The organism is Bacillus sp. JS (genome assembly GCF_000259365.1).
Lineage (GTDB): Bacteria > Bacillota > Bacilli > Bacillales > Bacillaceae > Bacillus > Bacillus stercoris.
In genome coordinates, this window is record NC_017743.1 from 3718704 (window position 1) to 3740537 (window position 21834).

Here is a 21834-nt window from a genome sequence, read left to right on the forward strand (position 1 = left end):
CAGATTTCTTTTTTCTTACAGAACCCCTGAAAACAAACGGGCAAATGACTCTTTTGTCCGGTCAGCAACGCCTCTTTTATAAAAGCCGACAGGGCTGAGCTTTTCACTTTCCTGCATATCCTCTTCAAAATGGGCCTCAAGGGTGCGGATCGCTTCGGCATCCGTGAAGAACACATTCACTTCAAAGTTGAGCTGAAAGCTGCGCATGTCCATATTCGCCGTGCCGACGGAGGCGAGATCGCCATCAATGATCATGACTTTTTGATGCATGAAGCCTTTTTGGTAGGAGTACACTTCAATCCCCTCAAGAAGCAGCTCCGGGAAATAGGATCTCGACGCGTATTGGGTCAAAAAGCTGTCGTTCCTCTCCGGCACCATAACCCTTACCTCCACGCCTTTTGTCGCTGCTGCTTTCAGCGCTGTGCGAATGGATTCATTGGGGACAAAATAGGGCGTGGCGATCCAGATTGACTTCTGTGCGGAAGAAATCATTTCATAGTATAGGTCGCTCATGCTTTCCTTCATGTCAGGGCCTGTCGCGACAATTTGATAAATGCCCCCTCCCTCCACGGGCACAGGGGTATTGTACTCTTCTTGATCAATTAACACTTCATTGGAGACGTATTCCCAATCCAGCATAAAGATGGCGTGAAGCGTTTGCACAATTTCTCCTTCCAGCCGCAGGTGCGTGTCTCTCCAAAACCCGATGTGCGGATCCCGGCTGATATATTCCTTCCCGACATTTAAGCCGCCCACGAAGCCGGTTTTTCCATCGATGATCACAATTTTCCGGTGATTTCTGAAATTCAGCTTCTGGTTGAAGAACCCGTATTTCAGCGGAGAGAACGGAACGATATTCACTCCCGCTTGTTTCATTCTCATAATGTCTCTTCTTGCCAGCTTCATGCTCCCTGCCGCATCGTATAAAAACCTCACCTCGACACCCTGGCGCGCTTTTTCCATCATAATGTCCATCATGCCGCGCCCAAGCATGTCTGATTTAAACATGTAGTATTCAATATGTATGTAAGACTCCGCTTTTCTCATCGCTTTGAAAAGTTCAGGAAAGGTTTCTTCGCCGTTTTTCAGCACTTTGATCTTGCTTTTCGTATTGATATTCATATGGGCAGCCCTGATGGAATATGTAAAGAACCTCTCTTGATTGTCCTTCAGCCCTGTAACTTCAGGCGTTTCCTCCTTGTCAAACAGCTTCCTGAGCTTCTCCCTGTTGTACATTCGTTTTGTCTTAAACAGCTTTCCCTTTACATAAAGCTGTCCGGAAAAGAGATAAAACACGTAGCCGACGATTGGAAAAAAGACAAGAATGTGGATCCATAACAGCGTGTGCTGCGAGGTGCGGTTTTCAAGAATTAATGAATAGATGCTGAACAAAATAATGCTTATATAGCAAAGCAATCCTCCGTAAAACTCAAGTCTGGAAACCGGAAAAAACCATATGACATATGCCCCGATGAGCATCATATATAAAAAGAAAAATTCCAGTCTCCTTTTCAGCATCCTAATTCTCTCCTATCTGATTCGATTACCTCTGTATTACCTCTTTTTTCTAGTCTGTAAACCTTCTATGCAAAAAGCCTCACCGCAAAAAAGCGGAAAGGCTTATGATGAGGCTTCCTGAGATTGGCCGGGTGTCATGTTCTTGAGCATAACCGGCTTGAGGGAGTAGCTGCTTTTGATTTTATTTTTGAAGAAGCCGACGATCAGGCCCGTGACCGCGATGGACACTAAGGAGCAGAGCCCTTTCAGCAAGCCGACTGAGAAAATGCCGGCCAGCACTGCGGCAAAATCGAAGAGAAAATTAACTGTCCCGGGGTTCCAGCCGTATCGTTTTTGCAGAAATAAAGCAAGAATATTGGCACCGCCGAGTGAAGCCTGATGGTAAAACATGAGCGACAGGCCGAGCCCGATCAGCGCCCCGCCGCAAATCGCCCCGGCAAGCGGGGAAAAAGAGACAGACGGCAGCCAGTGATCCGCGCTTGTGAACAGAGTCAGCACTGTGACTGCAAATGCGGTGGATAGCGTGAATTTGATGCCCATTCTGATGAGAGAAAACACATAAAACGGGATATTGATCAGAAAGAAGGTGATGGCAAACGAGGAGTGAAACAAGTATGTCAGGCTTAGTGACAGTCCAGCCGTGCCGCCGGTTAATACATGAGAATGTCTGAGTGTCAGGACCCCGGCGCTTGTCATAAGACAAGCCATTAAAATGAGTAAAATCCGCTTCATTCTTCACTCTCCTTTTCAGATGATGCAATACAAACATAACAAGACTGCCGGCCGCCCAGCCATTATCTTGGCAGAAAATATCTTATGTTTTCATCAAGATAAAAAATCCCCCTCTTGAAGGGGGATTTTTACGAGCGTTTCCGATACACGACATAGCTTCGAGTCAGATACTTGAGCGGCAGACTGAACACATGAACCAATCTTGTAAACGGCCACAGGATAAAAACAACGTAGCCTATCACAATATGAAACTTAAACCATAGCGGGACACTCTCCATCAACGAGGGGTCAGGCCGGAACAAAACGATTTCCCTGAACCACGGCCCGACTGTTGTCCGGTAATCAAAGCCTTTTGAATCAATGTTGAGAAACGTGGCCGCAACACCCGACAGCATCATGAAAAGCAGCAGGATGAGCGTAAGGATATCCGATGGCGAGCTGGTTTTGCGGATTCTTTTGTCAAACAGCCGTCTGTACGTCAGGATGACAAGTCCGGTACATGCCGCAATCCCCGCCGGCAGGCCTGCACCAATCGCCATTTTGTGATACATGTGCTCTGAAATGCCAATTGCACCATACACGCCTTCCGGGATCAAAATTCCCATGACATGCCCGCCGACAACGCACAGCAGTCCCCAATGAAAAAGAGTGCTGCCCGCCGCAAGTTTTTTCTTTTCTAGCATCTCGCTTGATTTCGCCGTCCAGCCAAATTGGTCATGCTGGTAGCGGTAAATATGGCCGCCGATAAAGATCGTCAATACAATGTATGGCATCACGCCCCAGAGGATCTGTCCGTTCATGCCTGAACAGTCCCTTCAATGCTTTCACGAACGCCGAGGTTTTCCAGCGCGGCCAGCAGCACGTGCAGCAGCTCAGCGTATATGCTGTCATTTTTTTCGAGGCGGGATGCCAGCTCTCTTACATTTGACAGATACTTCTCAAACACACTTCTCGCTGCTTCAATTTCTGCAACTGCGGCAAATTCCAGCATCAGAGGCAGATAATCTGGCAGTTCCTTCTCTGTCGGCAGGAAACCGGATTGCTGATAGGTGTTTTTTAAATGCAGCAATTCGATGCCGCGTTCCCTTTGCTCGCCTGAGTTAAAGTAGGTGACATACATATTTGTTTTTTTCCCGAAGTCGAATGTATAGACATAGTGTTCAATCAGCGCTTCCGGAGAAAAGCTGGCTGACGTCTCGAAAAAGTGCAGCAGCTTCTCCCGGATTTGCCGGTTGCCGATTTCATGGATAAGAGCCTTCCAATCGGGAAGCTCGGCTCTCCACTCTTCATCCGGATAAGAGAGAAGACAGGAAAGAGCAGAGAACGTGATTTGCCGGTCTGTGGTGTTCATCTTGTTACACCTCATTTATCAAAAGTTAGAAACAGGAGCCGGGGCCGCCTGAAAATGATAAGCCGCAGCTTCCTTGTTCAGCGTATAAATCTGATACTTCTTCTCGATGGCTGCTCGGAATCACAAAGCGGTCATCATATTTGGCAATCGCAAGCAGCCGATACATATCTTCAATTTGCTGTTCTGTTAAGCCGACACTGGAGATCAGTTCCGGATCAATTGATTTATTCGTCTGGACCGCTCTCATATACTGGCGCATGACAGACATTTTCTTTAATGTTGACCGAATATGATCCGTATCACCGGCTGTTAACAGCTGCGCCAAATAATCTATCGGGATTCTCATTTGGTCGATAGCTGGAAAAATATCTTCCGCCGTTTGCCGGCTGCCTTTTCCTTCAAAGAGATTCATAATCGGGCTGAGCGGCGGAATGTACCACACCATTGGCAGCGTGCGGTACTCAGGATGAAGCGGCAGCGCGATCTTCCAGTCAATGATCATTTTATAGATCGGTGATTGCTGCGCGGCCTCTATCCATTCAGCCGGAATGCCTTGTTCTTTTGCCAGTTTGGCAACCTCAGGATCATTCGGATCAAGAAAAACGTCCAATTGGGAATGGTAGAGATCCTTTTCATTTTCAACAGATGCCGCTTCCTCCACTTTGTCCGCGTCATACAGCATAACGCCGAGGTAGCGGATTCTGCCAACACACGTCTCGGAGCAGATGGTCGGCAGTCCCGCCTCCAAACGCGGAAAGCAGAGTGTGCATTTTTCCGCTTTGTTCGTTTGCCAGTTAAAATAGACTTTTTTATAAGGACACGATGAGACGCAATATCTCCATGAACGGCATGCGTTTTGATCCACAAGCACAATGCCGTCCTCCTCGCGTTTGTACATGGCGCCGGACGGACAGGATGAAACGCACGCCGGGTTGATGCAGTGCTCGCAAATACGGGGCAGATACATCATAAAGACCTCATCGAATTCTGTTTTAATTGATTCCTCCATCTTTTGCACGTTTGGATCTTCAAGTCCCGTTATGTGGCCGCCTGCGAGATCATCCTCCCAGTTCGGTCCCCATTCGATATTCATGAAATCCCCTGTCAAGGACGATTTCGGGCGTGCCACTGGCTGGTGTTTTTTCTGCGGGCTGTTCGTTAATGTTTCATAATCATAGTTCCAAGGTTCATAGTAATCATCAATCGTCGGCTGGTTCGGATTGTAGAAAAGGCCCGCAAGCCGGTTTGTTTTCGAGCCTGATTTCAGCTCGAGCTTCCCTTTTTTCAATGTCCAGCCGCCTTTATATTTGTCCTGGTCCTCCCATTGCTTCGGGTAGCCGATGCCCGGCTTTGTTTCTACATTATTGAAGTACATATATTCCGCACCGGTACGGTTTGTCCACGTGTTTTTGCAGGTGACACTGCACGTGTGGCAGCCGATGCATTTATCCAAGTTCATGACCATACCGATTTGCGCTTTAATCTTCAAGCCAATCGACCTCCTTCAGCTTGCGGATGACGACATTCAGGTCGCGCTGATTCCCCGTTGGACCGTAATAGTTAAAGCCGTAGCTGAGCTGGGCGTAGCCCCCGATCATCTGTGTCGGCTTGACGTGAATCCTTGTCGGGCTGTTATGGGTGCCTCCGCGGTTATTCGTCAGTTTCGTGCCGGGCACGTTGATGTGGCGGTCCTGGGCATGGTGCATAAACGCCATTCCTTTAGGAATCCGATGAGACAAAACGGCTCTCGCGACGACTACGCCATTTCGGTTGAAGCATTCAATCCAATCGTTGTCTTTAATATCCGTGTCCTGTGCATCATCTTTATTCATCCATACGGTCGGCCCGCCGCGGAACAGCGTCAGCATCGGCAAGGAATCAAAATACATGCTGTGGACGGACCATTTGTTATGCGGCGTCAAATAATTGAGGACGATCTCTTTTCCCTCTTGATCAGGCCGCTTGCTTAGAAACGGGCGGTGCTGGAGGATCGGTTTAAATGTCGCCATCGTTTCACCGAATTCCATCATCAGTTCATGATCGACATAATAGGATTGTCTGCCTGTCAGCGTTCGCCACGGGATTAATTTCTCCACATTCGTCGTAAACGGCGAGTACCTGCGTCCGCCTTTTTCAGAGCCGGTAAACGCCGGAGAGGTGATGACCGTTTTCGGCTGGGCTGTAATTTGTTCGAACGTAAAGCATTCTTCCTCGCGCTCTTCCGCCAGGTCTTTCAGCTTCAGGTTTGTGATGTTTTCAAGTGATTCCCATGCTTTTACGGCGACCTTTCCATTCGAAGTGGATGATAGAGTTAAAATCGCTTCCGCCGCCTGCTTTGCTTCACTTATATTTGGACATCCCTTTGCCACGCTGTCTGAGGTGATTTCTCCCAGTCTCTTTTTGAGTGATTCATATTCATCGGCTATTGACCAGCTCATCCCTTTTGTTCCGCTCGGCTTTAAAGCAGCGTTAGGACCGAGTGCGGTCATTTTATGAAAAATGTGTTTGTAATCCCGTTCAACGACTTGGATGTTCGGCATCGTTTTTCCCGGAATGGCTTCACATTCGCCCTTGCTCCAGTCATTGATTTTGCCGAATGGCTGGGCCAATTCCTGCATGGTGTCGTGGAGGAGCGGCGTCGCAACCACTTCTTTCACCGGCTCCAAATCGACTTCTTCTGCCAGATCGGAAACGGCTTTTGACAGCGCCTTGAAAATATCCCAGTCTGACTTCGATTCCCACGGAGCCGAGATCGCCGGAGCAAATGGATGAATGAACGGATGCATATCCGTGCTGCTGAGATCGTGTTTTTCATACCATGTCGCCGCCGGCAGCACGATATCGGAATACAGCGCCGTACCCGCCATTCGAAAATCAAGATTGATTAATAAGTCGAGCTTTCCTTCAGGCGCCTGCTCCCGCCATTTGATTTCTTCTGGGCGGATGCTGTCGCTGTCGTCATTCATTAAACCGTTCGTCGTCCCCAGCAAATGCTTGAGAAAATATTCATGCCCTTTTCCTGAGCTTGAAATCAGATTTGCCCGCCATACAAAGAGATTCCTTGGGAAATTCACTTCATTGTCAGGATCTTCAATCGCGAATTTCAGTTTTTTCTCTTGGAGCTGTGAGGCTACGTACGCACCTACGTCTTCAGATGTTGCTGCCCCTGCTTTTTCAGCTTCTTTATACAGATCGATGCCATTTTGATTGAAAGTCGGGTAAGACGGAAGCCACCCTAGCCGCGCCGCTAGCACATTGTAATCAGCGTGGTGCTTGTAGCGGGAAGACGCAGCAATCGGTGATGCCAAATCACTGATCGGCTGGTCCTCATAACGCCACTGATCTGTCGCAAAGTAGAAAAATGAAGTGCCGTTTTGCAGCTTGGGCACGCCCTCCCAGTCCTTTGCAGTTGCAATCGTCTGCCACCCTTCAGCAGGTCGGAGCTTTTCCTGCCCCACGTAATGGGCCCAGCCTCCGCCATTTACGCCTTGGGCGCCTACAAGCAAAACAAGATTTAACACTGCTCGGTAGATCGTGTCGGAGTTGAACCAGTGGTTAATGCCGGCTCCTACGATAATCATGGACCGGCCGTCTGTATCGATCGCATTTTGAGCAAACTCTCTGGCAATCTTAACGACAGCTTCTTTTTTGATTCCTGTCATTTGTTCCTGCCAGGCAGGCGTAAACGGCTCAGGATCATCATAGGAGACAGCTTGTTGTTCGCCGATGCCCCGATTTACGCCGTAGTTAGCCAGTATCAAGTCAAACACGGTCGTGACGTACGTCTCTTCACCGTTCAGGTTCATTTTTTTAATAGGAAGATCCCGCTCGAGCACTTTGTTTCCGTCATTTGAAAAATACGGGATGCGCACCGTGCCGATTTCATCCTCTATTCCGAGCACAGAAAGACGGGGTTCAATCGCTTCTCCTGTTTCTTCATCAATCATATGCAGGTTCCATTTCTGCTTCCCGTCCCAGCGGGAACCCATTGTCCCCTGCGGTATGGCAAATGCCCCTGTCTGTTCGTTCCAGACCGCGGGCTTCCACTGATCATGCTTTGTCTGCCGCCCGATGTCCTTCGCATGCAAAAACCGGCCCGCTGTGTATACGCCATTTTCTTTTGATAAGGTGACGAGAAATGGAAAATCAGTGTATTGCTTCGCATACTCAATAAAACGTTCAGTTTCTTGGTTCACGTAGAATTCCTGAAGAATGACGTGACCCATGGCCATCGCAAGCGCCCCGTCAGTCCCTTGGCGGATACTCAGCCAGTCATCCGCGAACTTTGAGGATTCCGCAAAATCCGGACTGATCGAAATGACCTTAGCGCCTTTATAGCGGGCCTCCGCCAAAAAGTGCGCGTCAGGGGTTCTCGTTAACGGAACGTTGGAGCCCCATGTGATGATATAGCCTGAATTGTACCAATCACTGCTTTCTGGAACGTCCGTCTGGTCACCCCAAATTTGCGGGGATGCTGGCGGAAGATCCGCATACCAGTCATAAAAACTGAGCATTGGGCCGCCGATTAACGACATAAACCGGGAGCCTGAGGCGTGGCTGATCATGGACATGGCCGGAATCGGAGAAAAGCCGACATTCCGGTCTGGCCCGTATTTCATCACTGTATACAGCAGAGAGGCTGAAATCAGCTTCAGCACCTCCGGCCATTCAGCACGAACAAAACCGCCTTTCCCTCTCGCCTGTTTATAGGACTTCGCTTTTTCAGGGTTTTCAACGATTGATTTCCAGGCATCCAGCGGATTTTGATGCATCTGCAATGCTTCCCGCCACAAATTGATCAGCACACTGCGCACGTATGGATATTTCACACGGAGCGGGCTGTAGATATACCATGAAAAACTGGCCCCCCGCGGACAGCCTCTCGGTTCGAAATCAGGCATATCCGGGCCTGTTGATGGGTAATTCAAGTTTTGTCCTTCCCACGTGACAATTCCGTTTTTGACATAAATATTCCAGCTGCAAGACCCCGTGCAGTTGACGCCGTGGGTGGAGCGAACGACTTTGTCGTACTGCCATCTGTTTCTGTATACATTCTCCCAATCGCGATCTTCGCGGGTGGTTTGGCTATGTTTATTTGAATGGTGTTCTATAGGAGAGAAAAAATTCAATCTCCTAAACAACGGACTCATTTTCTTTTTCTTCATGAGAGTTCACTCCTTCCGAGTCAGGTGGTGCTAAGTTCACTATAAACAGAGACAGCGTGTTCCCTTGTGAACTATGTCACACACTCTGCTTTTTTCACAAAATGTTCACACAAAGGAGAAGGAAGGATTTTCACAGGATGTGAGGAAGGCCGCGTTTGCAGGACGCCTGATCATGAGCCGCCTTTTCATTCAAAGATCAAAAAACCCGGCTCTATTTAAGAACCGGGCTCAGCATTTTCGTCTTGTGATGTATGCAAATACCGCAAAAATAACTGATAGGAACAAAAAACATTTTGCTGAAGCATGGCCAAAAAGTTCATTTGCAGCTGCGGATTGTAAGACATCATTTTTTTAAATACGTAATAAGGGATATTGAGAATCAGAATGTCTGAAGTGGCATTGACTGTGATAAAAGGCGATAAATAAAGCCCGCCTTTTTCATCAATCGGAAACACATCGCCTTTTTCCCACAGCGCAACGGTTTTCGACCCTTCAGGGAGCCTGGTGTCCATAAAACGGACACTGCCTTTTAATACAATATAAACAGATTGTGAATGAAGAAAGGATGGAGTTTGATCACATGAGCCGCTGATAAACGTGCCGTTTTTCAGCAAGGTTTCGACAATGGATAGAGGCACTTCATTAAACATGGGAAGTTGTTTCAGAAATAATAAATAGTCACACTGATTCATAAGAAAGCCTCCTGTGCTAAGGATAGCTTTAGTGTAGCTCGACTGAGCCTGTACAGCAGTGATGTATTTCACAGCCTGTATGATGAATGTCACTTATCAGGAGGGTGACTGCATTTATAATGAAAGAAAAAAGGAGGGTTTCGATGAAAGCGCTGATTCCGAAGCAGCACGGCGCATGGGCGATGCTGCTGATCCCATTTTTACTAGGCATAGTCAAGGGAGGCCCCGTTATCTGGCATATCCCGCTCTTCCTTGGCTGGCTTTTCCTATACTTAGCGGTTTATCCCGTTACACTTGCCTTGAAAAAGAAACAAATCAAACCATATCAAAAGTGGATGTGTTATTACGGTTTTCCCGCCTGCTGCTTTTTGATGATCCCTCTCTTTCATAAGCCGCCTCTCATCTGGGTGGGCGTTTCTTTACTGCCGCTGTTTCTCATCCATATGTATTTTGCCCGCCGAAAAAATGAACGAGCCCTATTGAATGATGTTGCAGGTGTTTTGTTCTTTTGTTCGGGCGGTCTTGCAAGCTGCTGGCTAGGGATGGGAACCCTTGACGGCTGGGCTTGGTTTATTTTCTTGCAGTCCGCTTTATTTTTTATCGGGAGTTCCTTTTATGTGAAATCGGTGATCCGCGAGAGAAAAAACAGGGCATTTGCATACTGGTCATGGGGATATCACCTGCTGCTCCCCTTTTTATCCGCTCTTTTCGGAGCAGGATGGGCATTTCTCGCTTTTATCCCAAGCAGCTTGCGGGCATGGTTTTTTCATGGCAGGGATTGGCCCGCGAAAACGATTGGCATTCTGGAAATCGTAAATGCCTGCTTCTTTTTTGCCGTCATGTGCTTCTTTATGACAAGGTAAAAAAACAAGGACACCGCTGTCCTTGTTTTTTTCAGTCAATATTGCAAATCTCCAGCGGACAATTTTCACACTCAATTTCACACCGCAAATAGTCCCGCTTGTGCAAAATAATTTTACCAGATTCGTCTATCGAAATAACCCCTTGTTTGCGGAGATCTCCGAGCATGCGGTTGACGCTTTCCCTTGCAGCCGCGCAAAACTTTGCCAAATCCTGATTTGTCAGGACAATGTTAATCAGAATGCCGTCGCTTCGCTCCACTCCGTAGCTGTTTGATAAGCGGATAAGGGTGGAATAGAGCGCACCCTTTTTGCCGTGAAGAAGCAGATCCCTGATTTTGGACTGAATTTTCCGGAGATGGGTGCTCATCCATTTCATGAACTCAAATGTCAGAGCGCCGTTTTGGATTAATTCTTTTTCCAGCTTATTTTTATTAATGACGAGCACCTCGCCATCCTCTAGCACTTTTGCACTAAGCATATACCTCGGTTCTTCAGTGAAAAGTGTTAATTCACCGACGATATCGTTTTTTTGGCAGATTCTAAGCGTCAGGTCTTTTCCGTCAGATGTCAGCTTGCCGATTTCAATGAGTCCTGATTGAATCAGATAAAGCTCTTCTGCATCCATTCCTTCTCGAAACAAATACGTGTGTTTTTCCATTTTTCTTTTCGTGCTGATCGATTCCAGCAATTCATGCAGATCACTGGATATAAGATCACTATCAGATGGTCGAACAGAGAGAAAATTCATGAGCTCACCTCGAAGAAAGTCACGTTGTGTGTTTATTGTAACGTGAATTGATTTGTACCCATCGAGAAAAAACTAACAATCTTGTGAATGCTCCAGTGTTAGTTGATGCTCTGACTGTTTCTCTCCGTGTGCGTTTTCATTCTTTCCTGCCAATACATCCAGATCACAAGGACAAAGCTGGCTAACGCCACCTCTGAAAGCGCCATAAACCCGATCGCGTATTGGCCTGTTATCTGAAATACACTCGCTAATATCAGCGGAGGAAAAAAACCGCCTAATCCGCCCATTGCAGACACAATACCATTTGCAATCCCCGCTTGCTTCGAAAAATAGAAAGGCACCAGTTTAAAAACCGTCCCGTTTCCTATACCTGAGCAGACCGCCACAGTTAATGACCCAAACGTATAAAGGCCGATTGTCGGCGAGAACGATAAGATAATGCCTGATAATGTAAGCCCCGCAAAAACAAACATCAAGATGCGGAGCGGGCTTATTTTATCAGCCAGGAATCCGCCCGCAGGCCTGAGCAGCGTAGAGACCGCAATAAAGCCAGCCGTCCGCAAACCGGCATCCGTCGGACTCAGTCCAAAGTGCTCCACCAGAAAATTCGGCAAATAGATGGTGAAGGCGACAAAGGCACCAAACGTAATAAAATAAAACAGGCTCAGAAACCACAGGACATGATTTCGGTAAACGGCTTTGATTTGAGTCTTTACAGAAACTTTGACCTTCTTCTCATGCCTGTCGCCGAATAAAACGTGCAGTAAGGCAAAGACAGCCAGCAAAACCAGATACATCTGCACGGTTGCTTTCCACCCGACGGCTTGAGCGATAACCGGCGCCGCAAATGTCGTAACGGCTGTCCCGATATTTCCTGCACCGTAAATCCCATTGACGACACCGTGCTTTTCCTTCGGATAATATTTCGGAAGGGAGGTCACCCCAATGGAGAATACCGCTCCCCCGATCCCTAAGAAAAAGCCGCCGGCGATTAAATCAAACAGAGAATCCGCGATACTGATCCAAAATACAGGAAATAAAAGCAGGATGAAGCTGATCATAAACATCAGCCGCGCGCCAAACCTGTTCGTTAAGTACCCTAAAGGAATGCGGAGAAGCGACCCGAGGATCACAGGAATCGCCGTCACCAAAGAAATCTCGCCCTTGCTTAAATGAATATCTAATGTGATTTGGGAAATGAGTGATGAAATCAGCACCCAAACCATAAACCCTGCCACCAAGCTTAATGACTGTAACGATAATTGAATGTGTTGACGGTTGATCATTTGGCTTGCCCCTTTCAATGATTCAATAATCAGTCTTATCATACAAAAACTCGGCAAACAGGATTGTGAAATACATCACACGTTTTCCTCATAAAAAAAGGACAAAGCCCGAAGACTTTGTCCTTTGATCAGCATTACATTTTTTCCGGAGCCGATACGCCAATCAGCTGAAGCGCGTTGTTCAGCGTAATTTGCGTTGCCTTCATTAAAGCCAGGCGCGCGCGGCTTTTCTCTTCATTTTCAGGATCGATGACTTTCTCTGCGTTGTAGAAGCTGTGCAGAGCGGAAGCCAGGTCATAAATATAGTTTGTGACACGGTGCGGAATTCGTTTTTCCGCTGCTTCCGCCACTGCCTCTGGGAAGCCGCCGATCGTTTTCAGCAGATCATATTCTTTTTCTGATTGGATATGGCTGAAATCAAGGTCTGCCCCAGGTGTAAGTCCCTGCTCCTCCCCTTGGCGAAGCATGCTGCAAATACGGGCATGCGCATATTGTGCATAATACACAGGGTTTTCGTTAGATGTTGATACAGCAAGATCTAAGTCAAAATCCATATGTGTGTCCGCACTGCGCATCGCAAAGAAGTAACGCACGGCATCCAAGCCTACTTCTTCAATCAAATCACGCATCGTTACGGCTTTACCGGTCCGTTTGCTCATTTTCATTTTCTCGCCGTTTTTGTAAAGGTGAACGAGCTGAATGATTTCTACTTCAAGCGTTCCTTTTTCATAGCCCAGCGCTTCGATTGCCGCTTTCATGCGCGGGATGTAGCCGTGGTGATCGGCGCCCCAAACGTTGATCAGCTTATCAAAGCCGCGGTCAAGCTTGTCCTTATGGTACGCGATATCAGGAAGCAGGTACGTGTACGTGCCGTCCTTCTTGATCAATACGCGGTCTTTATCATCGCCAAACGTCGTAGAGCGGAACCAAGTCGCGCCGTCTTCTTCATAGACATGGCCTTTTTCGCGGATCGCTTCAAGCGCCTTATCGATTTTTCCGTTTTGGTACAGAGACGTTTCGGAATACCACACATCAAACGGCACACGGAAGTTTTCCAAGTCCTTGCGCAGCTTATCCAGCTCGTATTTCAGTCCGTATTCACGGAAAAACGCGAGGCGTTCACTTTCCTCTTCATTAACAAAACGATCGCCGTATTCCTCAGCGAGACGCTTTCCGATCGCAATAATATCCTCGCCGCGGTAGCCGTCCTCCGGCATCGGTTTCTCCAAGCCGAGCGCTTCAAAGTAACGGACTTCAACAGAAAGCGCCAGATTGTTGATTTGGTTTCCCGCATCGTTAATGTAGTATTCGCGGCTTACATCATAACCCGCTTTTGAAAGCACGTTGCATAAGGAGTCACCGACAGCCGCACCGCGTGCATGTCCGAGGTGAAGGTCTCCCGTCGGATTCGCTGATACGAATTCGACCTGAACTCGTTCACCGTTTCCGATGTTCGTTTCCCCGTATGCTTCCCCTGCTTCCAGTACAGACGGAATCAGCTTTGTTAAATATTGATTGTTCATATAGAAATTGATAAAACCCGGGCCGGCGATATCCAGTTTTTCAATCGAAGCCTTTCCTTTATCAAAATGAGCGACAATCTCTTCAGCGATTTGGCGCGGCGCTTTTTTTGCGACTCTCGCCAGCTGCATCGCCATATTTGTAGAGTAATCGCCGTGTGTTTTATCTTTCGGTGTTTCTAAAACGACATTAGGAAGCTGGCTTTCTTCAGCCAGTCCCGCTTTCAGAACGGCCGCTTTGATTTCTTCTTTCAGCACGTCCTTCATTTGTTCCGCAATGTTCATGCGTGAGTTCCTCCCTCATACGTGATCGTCATATTATGTAAATGCTCCTGCTCGTCTCCGACATGCATGTCATATGCGATGCTGATACGGCCATTTTCTTCACCGAGATCAGATTGAATCGATTTTGTGCTTGTTTTCAGCTCAAGCTCACCAAATGACATTTTATATTTAGCAATTGTGGAAGCTCCCGTTACGAAACGCTGATTCATTTTGACAGCGCCTGACCTCATGACCAGGACTTCGCCTTCGCTTACTTTCACAATCGTTTTGACTTTGCCTAAGTCGTGTTCTTCATAATAAGATAGATACACTTTATTTTGTTTTACATAGTAAAATCCGGTGGTGCGGAATTCGATGACCTCTTGGTTTCCGTCATCCACAATCACAGACTTCACATGGAGTGTTATCGGTGTCTCTTGCTTCATTCTGACACGTCCTTTTCATCATTCCACTTTGACTTGAATAGTATAATCATTCGGTTTGTAAACTTCAACTGCTTCTATCTTACCATCATTGCTCATCAGATTTGAAGATAAACCTCATAAAAAGCATTTCCTTAATAGAAGAGAAAATCATATCACTAATTACCTTCAGGAAATGTTACATTTTTCCGAAATCTATCATTTCCATTTCACATTTTTTTCAAAATATATGTATTGAATTAGTAATTTGATAGTTTTAAGATAAAAGTACAACATAGATCTGCTAGAAAAACAAAAAAAGGGAGGATTCAATTATGAAAAAAGCTGTCATTGTAGAAAACAAAGGTTGTGCAACATGCTCGATCGGAGCCGCTTGTTTAGTGGACGGCCCAATCCCTGATTTTGAAATTGCCGGTGCAACAGGCCTATTCGGTCTATGGGGATAAGGTTCTCCAAAAAGGGCATAGTCTTTCTACTATGCCCTTTTTAAGTAAATTACAATTTTTAACTAAAATCTACCTCTTGAATATACATACACAATCGTTTTTCATTTGAATCATAGATATAGGGGATGGTATTTTGTTTATAGAGCAGATGTTTCCATTTATTAATGAAAGTGTAAGAGTTCACCAGCTTCCTGAGGGTGGCGTGTTAGAAATCGACTACTTGCGCGATAATGTCTCCATTTCTGACTTTGAGTACTTGGACCTCAACAAAACGGCTTACGAGCTTTGCATGCGCATGGATGGCCAAAAAACAGCTGAACAGATTTTAGCTGAGCAATGTGCCGTGTATGATGAATCTCCCGAAGACCATAAAGACTGGTATTACGACATGCTCAACATGCTCCAAAACAAGCAGGTCATCCAGCTTGGCAACCGGGCCAAACGCCATACAATCACCACGAGCGGAAGCAATGAATTTCCAATGCCGCTCCACGCCACCTTTGAGCTGACGCACCGCTGTAATTTGAAATGCGCCCACTGTTATTTGGAAAGCTCGCCTGAAGCGCTCGGCACCGTGTCGATTGAGCAATTCAAAAAAACGGCTGATATGCTGTTTGATAACGGTGTATTGACATGCGAAATCACGGGCGGGGAAATTTTTGTCCATCCAAACGCCAATGAGATTCTTGACTATGTGTGTAAAAAGTTCAAAAAAGTCGCTGTCTTAACGAACGGAACACTCATGCGAAAAGAGAGCCTGGAGCTTTTGAAAACTTACAAGCAAAAAATCATCGTCGGCATTTCTCTTGATAGTGTCAATTCCGAGGTTCATGACTCCTTTAGAGGGAGAAAAGGCTCTTTTGCCCAAACTTGTAAAACGATAAAATTGTTGAGTGACCACGGTATATTTGTCAGAGTCGCCATGTCCGTCTTCGAAAAAAACATGTGGGAAATCCACGATATGGCCCAAAAGGTTCGGGATCTTGGAGCGAAGGCGTTCTCTTACAATTGGGTTGATGATTTCGGAAGAGGCAGGGATATTGTCCATCCAACGAAAGACGCCGAGCAGCACCGCAAGTTTATGGAATACGAGCAAAATGTAATTGATGAGTTTAAAGATTTAATTCCGATTATTCCCTATGAGAGAAAACGCGCGGCAAATTGCGGCGCTGGCTGGAAGTCCATTGTGATCAGCCCGTTCGGCGAAGTACGTCCGTGCGCCCTCTTTCCAAAGGAATTTTCATTGGGAAATATTTTTCATGATTCCTATGAAAGCATCTTTAACTCCCCTCTCGTCCATAAACTGTGGCAAGCGCAGGCGCCGCGGTTCAGCGAGCATTGCATGAAAGACAAATGCCCGTTCAGCGGCTATTGCGGAGGCTGTTACTTAAAAGGGCTGAACTCTAACAAATATCACCGGAAAAACATTTGCTCTTGGGCGAAAAACGAACAATTAGAAGACGTGGTCCAGCTTATTTAGGAGGGAAACGATTTGTCACCAGCACAAAGAAGAATTTTACTGTATATCCTTTCATTTATCTTTGTCATCGGCGCAGTCGTCTATTTTGTCAAAAGCGATTATCTGTTTACGCTGATTTTCATTGCCATTGCCATTCTATTCGGGATGCGCGCGCGGAAGGCTGACTCGCGATGAGCATTTTGGATATACACGATGTATCCGTTTGGTATGAACGGGACAACGTCATCTTAGAACAAGTGGATTTACATTTAGAAAAAGGCGCCGTTTACGGCCTGCTTGGGGTAAACGGCGCCGGAAAAACGACACTGATTAATACGCTGACAGGCGTGAACCGCAACTTCAGCGGGCGCTTTACACTGTGCGGAATTGAAGCGGAGGCCGGCGTGCCCCAGAAAACATCAGATCAGCTGAAGATTCACCGTTACTTCGCCGCCGATTATCCGCTGCTGTTTACAGAAATTACGGCGAAGGACTATGTGTCTTTCGTCCATTCGCTTTACCAAAAGGATTTTTCAGAGCAGCAGTTTGCCGGTTTAGCCGAGGCCTTTCATTTTTCAAAATACATCAACAGGAGAATTTCAGAGCTGTCCTTGGGGAACAGGCAAAAGGTTGTGTTGATGACAGGCTTATTGCTGCGCGCCCCCCTGTTTATTTTGGATGAGCCGCTCGTTGGTTTGGATGTGGAATCGATAGAGGTCTTTTATGAGAAAATGCGCGAGTACTGTGAGGCAGGCGGAACCATTTTGTTCTCTTCTCATCTGCTCGATGTCGTGCAAAGATTTTGTGATTATGCGGCCATTCTTCACAACAAACAGATCCAAAAGGTCATTCCGATTGGAGAGGAGACCGATCTGCGGCGGGAATTTTTTGAGGTGATCGGCCATGAATAGCATAATCCCCATCATGTCTTTGCTGTTCAAACAGCTTTACAGCCGGCAAGGGAAAAAGGATGCCATCCGCATTGCCGCAGGCCTTGTCATTCTGGCCATCTTTGAAATCGGGCTGATCCGACAGGCTGGCATTAACGAATCGGTGTTAGGGAAAACGTATATCATACTCGCGCTTCTCTTGATGAATGCGTATATGGTGTTTCTTTCTGTGACATCTCAATGGAAGGAATCTTATATGAAGCTGAGCTGCCTGCTGCCGATTTCTTCACGGAGCTTTTGGGTTGCCCAGAGTGTCGTTCTCTTTGTCGACACCTGTTTGAGAAGAACATTATTCTTTTTCATTTTACCGCTGTTCTTATTTGGAAACGGAACGCTGTCAGGGGCGCAAACATTGTTTTGGCTCGGCAGATTTTCGTTTTTTACCGTTTACTCCATTATTTTCGGAGTTGTGCTAAGCAACTATTTCGCCAAAAAGAAGAACTGGATGTTTCTGCTGCATGCGGCGATATTCGCCTGTGTATGCCTCAGCGTCGCTTTTATGCCGGCCGCCACGATTCCGCTTTGCGCGGTTCATATCCTGTGGGCGGTGGTCATTGACTTTCCTGTCTTTCTGCAGGCGCCTCCGCAGCAGAGCAAGATGCATTCATTTATGCGGCGATATGAATTTTCGTTTTACAAAAGAGAATGGAACCGATTTATCTCTTCTAAAGTGATGCTGTTAAATTACGCGGTGATGGCGGCGTTCAGCGGATTCTTTTCGTTCCAGATGATGAACACCGGCATCTTCAATCAGCAGGTGATTTATATCGTGATTTCCGCGCTTTTGCTCATCAGCTCACCGATCGCCCTTTTGTATTCGATCGAAAAAAACGACCGGATGCTGCTTATCACGCTTCCGATCAAGCGGAAAACAATGTTTTGGGCGAAATATCGCTTTTATGCCGGTCTATTGGCAGGCGGATTTCTCCTTGTCGCGATCATTGTGGGTTTCATCAGCGGCCGTCCGATTTCAGCTCTTACTTTTGCGCAGTGTATGGAATTGCTGTTGGCGGGAGCGTTTATCAGGTTAACCGCGGATGAAAAAAGGCCCTTCTTCAGCTGGCAGACGGAGCAGCAGCTATGGAGCGGTTTCTCAAAATATCGGTCTTATCTGTTTTGTCTCCCCCTATTCTTAGCCACATTAGCCGGCACCGCTGTCTCCCTGACGGTCGTTCCGTTAGCCGGTCTGATCATAGTCTATTACCTGCAAAAACAGGATGGTGGTTTCTTTGATACAAGCAAAAGAGAACGGCTTGGAAGTTAACCTGCTGAAGACTCATCAATTTTCAACTATTTCAATCGCCGCGAGCTTTCTGAAACCGATCGAAAGCGCGGCGGAACCTGAGGAAGAAACAATTTATTTTTACGGCGCCGCCGCATACCTGAAGGAGCAAATCATTGACGCTTTCGGTTATGCTGCCGGCAGCCGTTTCATGTACTCGGCGAATCTCTTTTTTGATCAGCAGCTGAAAACCTGCGGGACCCGTTTGATTCACCCATTGTATAACGGGAATCTTCATGTTGACGCCCTAATGAAAACTTTTGCAGACATGTCTTTCCCTTCTTCTCTTTCATTCGAAGCAGTTGAAAAGGCCAGGAATGAGCTGCTGCTGAAAATCGAAAAGAAATTCACTGATCCCTTCTCCTACTCGGCGGCGCGCTTGGCTGAGGAGGTCTTCGGAAACCCGATGTACGGCACAGGCATGTTTGGCCGGAAAGACAGGATAAAGGCGATTCATCCTAAACGGTTTCTTGACGCAACGGACTTTATCGTTGATTTAATGTCCCAGCAAAAACAGCTGAACATATTGGGACAAGTTCAAGCATGTGATGCTCAGGGACATGCCCCGCAAACGTCCGCTGTAACGTCCGGAAGAATACCCGTAAACCGGCATGTTTTTGAAACAGAGACACGCAGCGCTGCAGGCCCTTCCGTCTTGACACTCGGATTTGATTGCGGAGAAATGAAAGATGCCAGCGATTATATCAAAATCCAGCTGATAGACGGACTACTGGGAAAGTACGGCCATTCCGCTTTATTCAAGCATTTCCGAGAGAAGGATCTGGCAGTCTATCACGTCATCACCCGTTACGATGTCATGAACAATTTGCTGCTTGTTTCTATATGTACGGATCAGCTTCATGAAAAGGATATACCTCCGCGCGTTTTGGAAGCTGTCTCAGCTTTTCAAACGAATGAGCGGGAACTGGAACAGGCAAAGCAATTTTTACGGAATGAAATGCTGCTGCAATTCGATTCTCCCGAAGGTCTGTTGGCCTATATGGGGATTCTTCGCCGCTTCTCCTGCACGAAAGAAGCCTTGCTGGATGGCATCTCAGCGGTAACGTGCCGTGATGTATTGCAATTCATAGCGACTATCAATTATATCGGAGCTCATGTAGTAAGGGGATGAAGAGATGGGAAAGAAAGCCTTTTTTCAACAGCTGGATGAACGAACCGATATCAAATACACAGAAAGCGGGCTGAAAATATTCAGATTAAAATTTCCCCGCGCCCATCTGCGGCTGTGCAATGTGAAAATCGATTTCGGAAGCCGTGATGTCTGCTTACAGGCAGAATCCGGCGACACGCTGCTCCCGTATGGCACAGCGCATTTTTTAGAGCATCTTCTCTTCTGGCATAACGGCCGCAACCTGTACAATGATTTTTTTGCGCATGGCGCGCTTTTAAACGCATTCACTACCTACACCGATACCAATTTCATGTTTACCTCATTACCGGATCGGCTCAGACAAACGATCCCCATCCTGCTCGATGCTTTATGGAACCACTCATTTGACAAAAAGATTGTCGCTCAGGAAAAAGCTGTGATTACAAGCGAAATTCAAACAGCACACCTTAACCATCAGCTCTCATATCATTATCAGCTGATCAGCATGCTTTCTCCCGCCTCACCTGCAGCCGTTTTCCCCGCAGGCAGAATCGAGGATATTAACGCGCTGAGCATCGGTGATTTACAAAAAGCCTACAAAGCCGCCTACAAAGCCCATCGGATGACGCTGTTTTTGATTGGGGGTTCAGAAGATACGGAAATGCTTTTACCTCCTCACCTTCAGCTGCAGAAGCGTCCGCATGATCAAGCTAAAAAGAAAATCATCCCGGCGTGCCCTCCACCCCTTTCACAAAAAATGGTGCTGGGTGATGAGGAGCGGATGGAAGATACATGGACCGGATTACAGATCGGCGCACTTCCCGGGCAAAACGATCTGTTGACCGTAAAGCTTTATTGGGATATCGCGTCTCGTATTCTATTTCAATTAGATTCACCGTTTTTTCAAGAAATTCAGCAAACGTATCGCCTGGAAATCGATCGCTTGTCAGCCGAGACACATATATATGAGGATGGCGGTTTCTTGATCCTTCACAGTCAAGGGACCCATTCTTCAGCTTATATTGATGTCGCATCATACTACGTCACGCAGCAGAAAGAACAGGTTGCGTCCTGGCTTCAATACGGCAAGAACTCTTTGACGGACGCGATCATTTATGACAGCGATTATGTGCGTAAATGCTTCGAATGGGCGGCCGAGTGTGACAGGAGCGATTGCTCGTTTCTTGACATGTACCACATCATTCAAGATATGGATACGCAGATTTTCATGTCTCTCATTGATGCATTGGCATCTTCTAACAAAGCGATCATTCATGTTTCCCAGAAAGAGGCGATCAAACAATGAGAAAAAGCACTGTCTTTACCTTGTTATTGCTGCTTGTCGGTATGGCGGCTTATTCCTTCGGCTGGGTTCAGGCCGCCGCCGAATCCGCCGCCCAATATGTACAGATGATCAACAGTGATGCCGTGCGGCTCGGACTGCTGGCTTGTACCGCCGCCGTCCTGATGCTGCCTGCTTTTCTCTATCTTCACTATGTCACCCAATCCGTGAAAAACATGACAGCAGCTTTTCAGAAACTCACACAGTCTCATCAAAGCTGCTGTGACTTTCAGCAACACAACCTGTGCAGCCGCTATGCAGAAGACGTCAAATCGCTGCGTGACAGCTATAAAAACGTCCGCCAAACATACGTGATGGCTGCTGTATTATGCCAAGTCGTCATATTCGGCTGCATGTTTGAAATCGTCAAAGCCGTCCCTTTCCGCCTTTACACGCCCCCTGCCGTTTCAATGGGGCTTGCGCTGTTACTGATCTTGTATTTATTGTTTTGCATGCGAACGTATTTGCTGCAGCTTTTGCAGCACGGCAGCCTGTTCAGAAAAATGTTTGCGGGAGCGCTTGCAGCAGCCGGGATATGGTGGATGCTCAGTTTCACTATAAGTGAACTGCTGTTTCTGATCATCATAGCGGCGATCCAGCAGATCGGATCATCAATATATAAGCACATCTCTGATCGCCGCCCCGCTTCTTTCGAACTATAA

The 21834-nt window shown here is 46.9% G+C and carries 21 protein-coding genes; 10 read left to right on the top strand and 11 right to left on the bottom strand.

From position 1 onward, the window contains the following. Positions 1–15 precede the first annotated feature (15 nt). The 7 genes from cls to arfM all read right to left on the bottom strand — a co-directional run bounded on the left by cls (position 16) and on the right by arfM (position 9458). Positions 16–1518, bottom strand: a complete 1503-nt coding sequence (gene cls, locus MY9_RS18860) for a cardiolipin synthase (protein WP_014665751.1) — start codon at positions 1516–1518, stop codon at positions 16–18. A gap of 102 nt (positions 1519–1620) precedes the next feature. Next, positions 1621–2250, bottom strand: coding sequence for a YitT family protein (locus MY9_RS18865; protein WP_014665752.1), 630 nt, complete (start codon positions 2248–2250; stop codon positions 1621–1623). Between the two features lie 128 nt (positions 2251–2378). Next, the gene (gene narI / locus MY9_RS18870) at positions 2379–3050 is read right to left on the bottom strand and encodes a respiratory nitrate reductase subunit gamma (protein ID WP_014665753.1); all 672 of its coding nucleotides are present in this window, start codon (positions 3048–3050) and stop codon (positions 2379–2381) included. Continuing rightward, positions 3047–3601, bottom strand: coding sequence for a nitrate reductase molybdenum cofactor assembly chaperone (narJ, locus tag MY9_RS18875; protein WP_014665754.1), 555 nt, complete (start codon positions 3599–3601; stop codon positions 3047–3049). Before narJ ends, narI begins: the two co-directional genes overlap by 4 nt. A 25-nt stretch (positions 3602–3626) precedes the next feature. Then, positions 3627–5090 (bottom strand): nitrate reductase subunit beta, encoded by a 1464-nt coding sequence (narH, locus tag MY9_RS18880; protein ID WP_014665755.1) that lies wholly within the window; start codon positions 5088–5090, stop codon positions 3627–3629. Then, positions 5080–8766, bottom strand: coding sequence for a nitrate reductase subunit alpha (locus tag MY9_RS18885; protein ID WP_014665756.1), 3687 nt, complete (start codon positions 8764–8766; stop codon positions 5080–5082). The genes narH and MY9_RS18885 overlap by 11 nt, the downstream gene beginning before the upstream one ends. 215 nt (positions 8767–8981) lie before the next feature. Further along, positions 8982–9458 carry a Crp/Fnr family transcriptional regulator ArfM gene (arfM, locus tag MY9_RS18890; RefSeq protein ID WP_014665758.1) on the bottom strand — a complete coding sequence of 159 codons (477 nt, stop codon included), beginning with the start codon at positions 9456–9458 and terminating at the stop codon, positions 8982–8984. A gap of 143 nt (positions 9459–9601) precedes the next feature. On the opposite strand from arfM, the gene MY9_RS18895 reads away from it, so the two are divergent. Beyond that, positions 9602–10321, top strand: coding sequence for a YwiC-like family protein (locus MY9_RS18895; protein ID WP_014665759.1), 720 nt, complete (start codon positions 9602–9604; stop codon positions 10319–10321). Positions 10322–10352: 31 nt separating this feature from the next. Here the strand turns inward: MY9_RS18895 and fnr are convergent, their stop codons facing one another. The 4 genes from fnr to MY9_RS18915 form a co-directional block, all read right to left on the bottom strand. Continuing rightward, positions 10353–11069 carry a fumarate/nitrate reduction transcriptional regulator Fnr gene (gene fnr, locus MY9_RS18900; protein ID WP_014665760.1) on the bottom strand — a complete coding sequence of 239 codons (717 nt, stop codon included), beginning with the start codon at positions 11067–11069 and terminating at the stop codon, positions 10353–10355. Between the two features lie 98 nt (positions 11070–11167). Further along, positions 11168–12355, bottom strand: coding sequence for a nitrate transporter NarK (gene narK, locus MY9_RS18905; protein WP_014665761.1), 1188 nt, complete (start codon positions 12353–12355; stop codon positions 11168–11170). A gap of 134 nt (positions 12356–12489) precedes the next feature. Next, positions 12490–14160 carry an arginine--tRNA ligase gene (gene argS / locus MY9_RS18910; protein ID WP_014665762.1) on the bottom strand — a complete coding sequence of 557 codons (1671 nt, stop codon included), beginning with the start codon at positions 14158–14160 and terminating at the stop codon, positions 12490–12492. Further along, the gene (locus tag MY9_RS18915; RefSeq protein WP_014665763.1) at positions 14157–14585 is read right to left on the bottom strand and encodes a DUF1934 domain-containing protein; all 429 of its coding nucleotides are present in this window, start codon (positions 14583–14585) and stop codon (positions 14157–14159) included. Before MY9_RS18915 ends, argS begins: the two co-directional genes overlap by 4 nt. Positions 14586–14896: 311 nt before the next feature. Here MY9_RS18915 and sboA point away from each other — a divergent pair, with 311 nt between their 5' ends. Genes sboA through MY9_RS18955 form a run of 9 tightly spaced genes read left to right on the top strand, consistent with a single transcriptional unit; the run spans position 14897 to position 21834 of the window. Further along, positions 14897–15028, top strand: a complete 132-nt coding sequence (gene sboA / locus MY9_RS18920; RefSeq protein ID WP_003222002.1) for a subtilosin A — start codon at positions 14897–14899, stop codon at positions 15026–15028. Further along, positions 14985–15137: a bacteriocin biosynthesis protein gene (locus MY9_RS21355; protein ID WP_081483650.1), complete on the top strand. Its 153-nt coding sequence runs from the start codon at positions 14985–14987 to the stop codon at positions 15135–15137. Before sboA ends, MY9_RS21355 begins: the two co-directional genes overlap by 44 nt. A 24-nt stretch (positions 15138–15161) precedes the next feature. Further along, complete coding sequence (gene albA / locus MY9_RS18925; protein WP_014665764.1) at positions 15162–16508, top strand: subtilosin maturase AlbA; 1347 nt, start codon at positions 15162–15164, stop codon at positions 16506–16508. A 12-nt stretch (positions 16509–16520) separates the two neighbouring features. Beyond that, on the top strand, positions 16521–16682 hold the full coding sequence (gene albB, locus MY9_RS18930; protein WP_003222006.1) for an antilisterial bacteriocin subtilosin biosynthesis protein AlbB: 162 nt from the start codon (positions 16521–16523) through the stop codon (positions 16680–16682). Then, entirely contained in the window at positions 16679–17398 is a 720-nt protein-coding gene (locus tag MY9_RS18935) for an ATP-binding cassette domain-containing protein (RefSeq protein ID WP_014665765.1), read from the top strand. Before albB ends, MY9_RS18935 begins: the two co-directional genes overlap by 4 nt. Beyond that, positions 17391–18701 carry a bacteriocin biosynthesis protein AlbD gene (locus MY9_RS18940; RefSeq protein WP_014665766.1) on the top strand — a complete coding sequence of 437 codons (1311 nt, stop codon included), beginning with the start codon at positions 17391–17393 and terminating at the stop codon, positions 18699–18701. The genes MY9_RS18935 and MY9_RS18940 overlap by 8 nt, the downstream gene beginning before the upstream one ends. Continuing rightward, positions 18691–19851 (top strand): antilisterial bacteriocin subtilosin biosynthesis protein AlbE, encoded by a 1161-nt coding sequence (gene albE / locus MY9_RS18945; RefSeq protein WP_014665767.1) that lies wholly within the window; start codon positions 18691–18693, stop codon positions 19849–19851. The genes MY9_RS18940 and albE overlap by 11 nt, the downstream gene beginning before the upstream one ends. Before the next feature lie 4 nt (positions 19852–19855). Then, on the top strand, positions 19856–21136 hold the full coding sequence (locus MY9_RS18950; RefSeq protein ID WP_014665768.1) for a M16 family metallopeptidase: 1281 nt from the start codon (positions 19856–19858) through the stop codon (positions 21134–21136). Beyond that, positions 21133–21834, top strand: coding sequence for a bacteriocin biosynthesis protein AlbG (locus MY9_RS18955; RefSeq protein WP_014665769.1), 702 nt, complete (start codon positions 21133–21135; stop codon positions 21832–21834). The genes MY9_RS18950 and MY9_RS18955 overlap by 4 nt, the downstream gene beginning before the upstream one ends.

Coding starts and splice junctions, on each gene's coding strand:
- sboA (WP_003222002.1), top strand. CDS start 14,897: ATGAAAAAAGCTGTCATTGTAGAAAACAAAGGTTGTGCAACATGCTCG.
- arfM (WP_014665758.1), bottom strand. CDS start 9,458: ATGAATCAGTGTGACTATTTATTATTTCTGAAACAACTTCCCATGTTT.
- MY9_RS18915 (WP_014665763.1), bottom strand. CDS start 14,585: ATGAAGCAAGAGACACCGATAACACTCCATGTGAAGTCTGTGATTGTG.
- narI (WP_014665753.1), bottom strand. CDS start 3,050: ATGAACGGACAGATCCTCTGGGGCGTGATGCCATACATTGTATTGACG.
- MY9_RS18955 (WP_014665769.1), top strand. CDS start 21,133: ATGAGAAAAAGCACTGTCTTTACCTTGTTATTGCTGCTTGTCGGTATG.
- MY9_RS18935 (WP_014665765.1), top strand. CDS start 16,679: ATGAGCATTTTGGATATACACGATGTATCCGTTTGGTATGAACGGGAC.
- argS (WP_014665762.1), bottom strand. CDS start 14,160: ATGAACATTGCGGAACAAATGAAGGACGTGCTGAAAGAAGAAATCAAA.
- MY9_RS18940 (WP_014665766.1), top strand. CDS start 17,391: ATGAATAGCATAATCCCCATCATGTCTTTGCTGTTCAAACAGCTTTAC.
- MY9_RS18950 (WP_014665768.1), top strand. CDS start 19,856: ATGGGAAAGAAAGCCTTTTTTCAACAGCTGGATGAACGAACCGATATC.
- narJ (WP_014665754.1), bottom strand. CDS start 3,601: ATGAACACCACAGACCGGCAAATCACGTTCTCTGCTCTTTCCTGTCTT.
- cls (WP_014665751.1), bottom strand. CDS start 1,518: ATGCTGAAAAGGAGACTGGAATTTTTCTTTTTATATATGATGCTCATC.
- MY9_RS18885 (WP_014665756.1), bottom strand. CDS start 8,766: ATGAAGAAAAAGAAAATGAGTCCGTTGTTTAGGAGATTGAATTTTTTC.
- MY9_RS18865 (WP_014665752.1), bottom strand. CDS start 2,250: ATGAAGCGGATTTTACTCATTTTAATGGCTTGTCTTATGACAAGCGCC.
- MY9_RS18895 (WP_014665759.1), top strand. CDS start 9,602: ATGAAAGCGCTGATTCCGAAGCAGCACGGCGCATGGGCGATGCTGCTG.
- fnr (WP_014665760.1), bottom strand. CDS start 11,069: ATGAATTTTCTCTCTGTTCGACCATCTGATAGTGATCTTATATCCAGT.
- narK (WP_014665761.1), bottom strand. CDS start 12,355: ATGATCAACCGTCAACACATTCAATTATCGTTACAGTCATTAAGCTTG.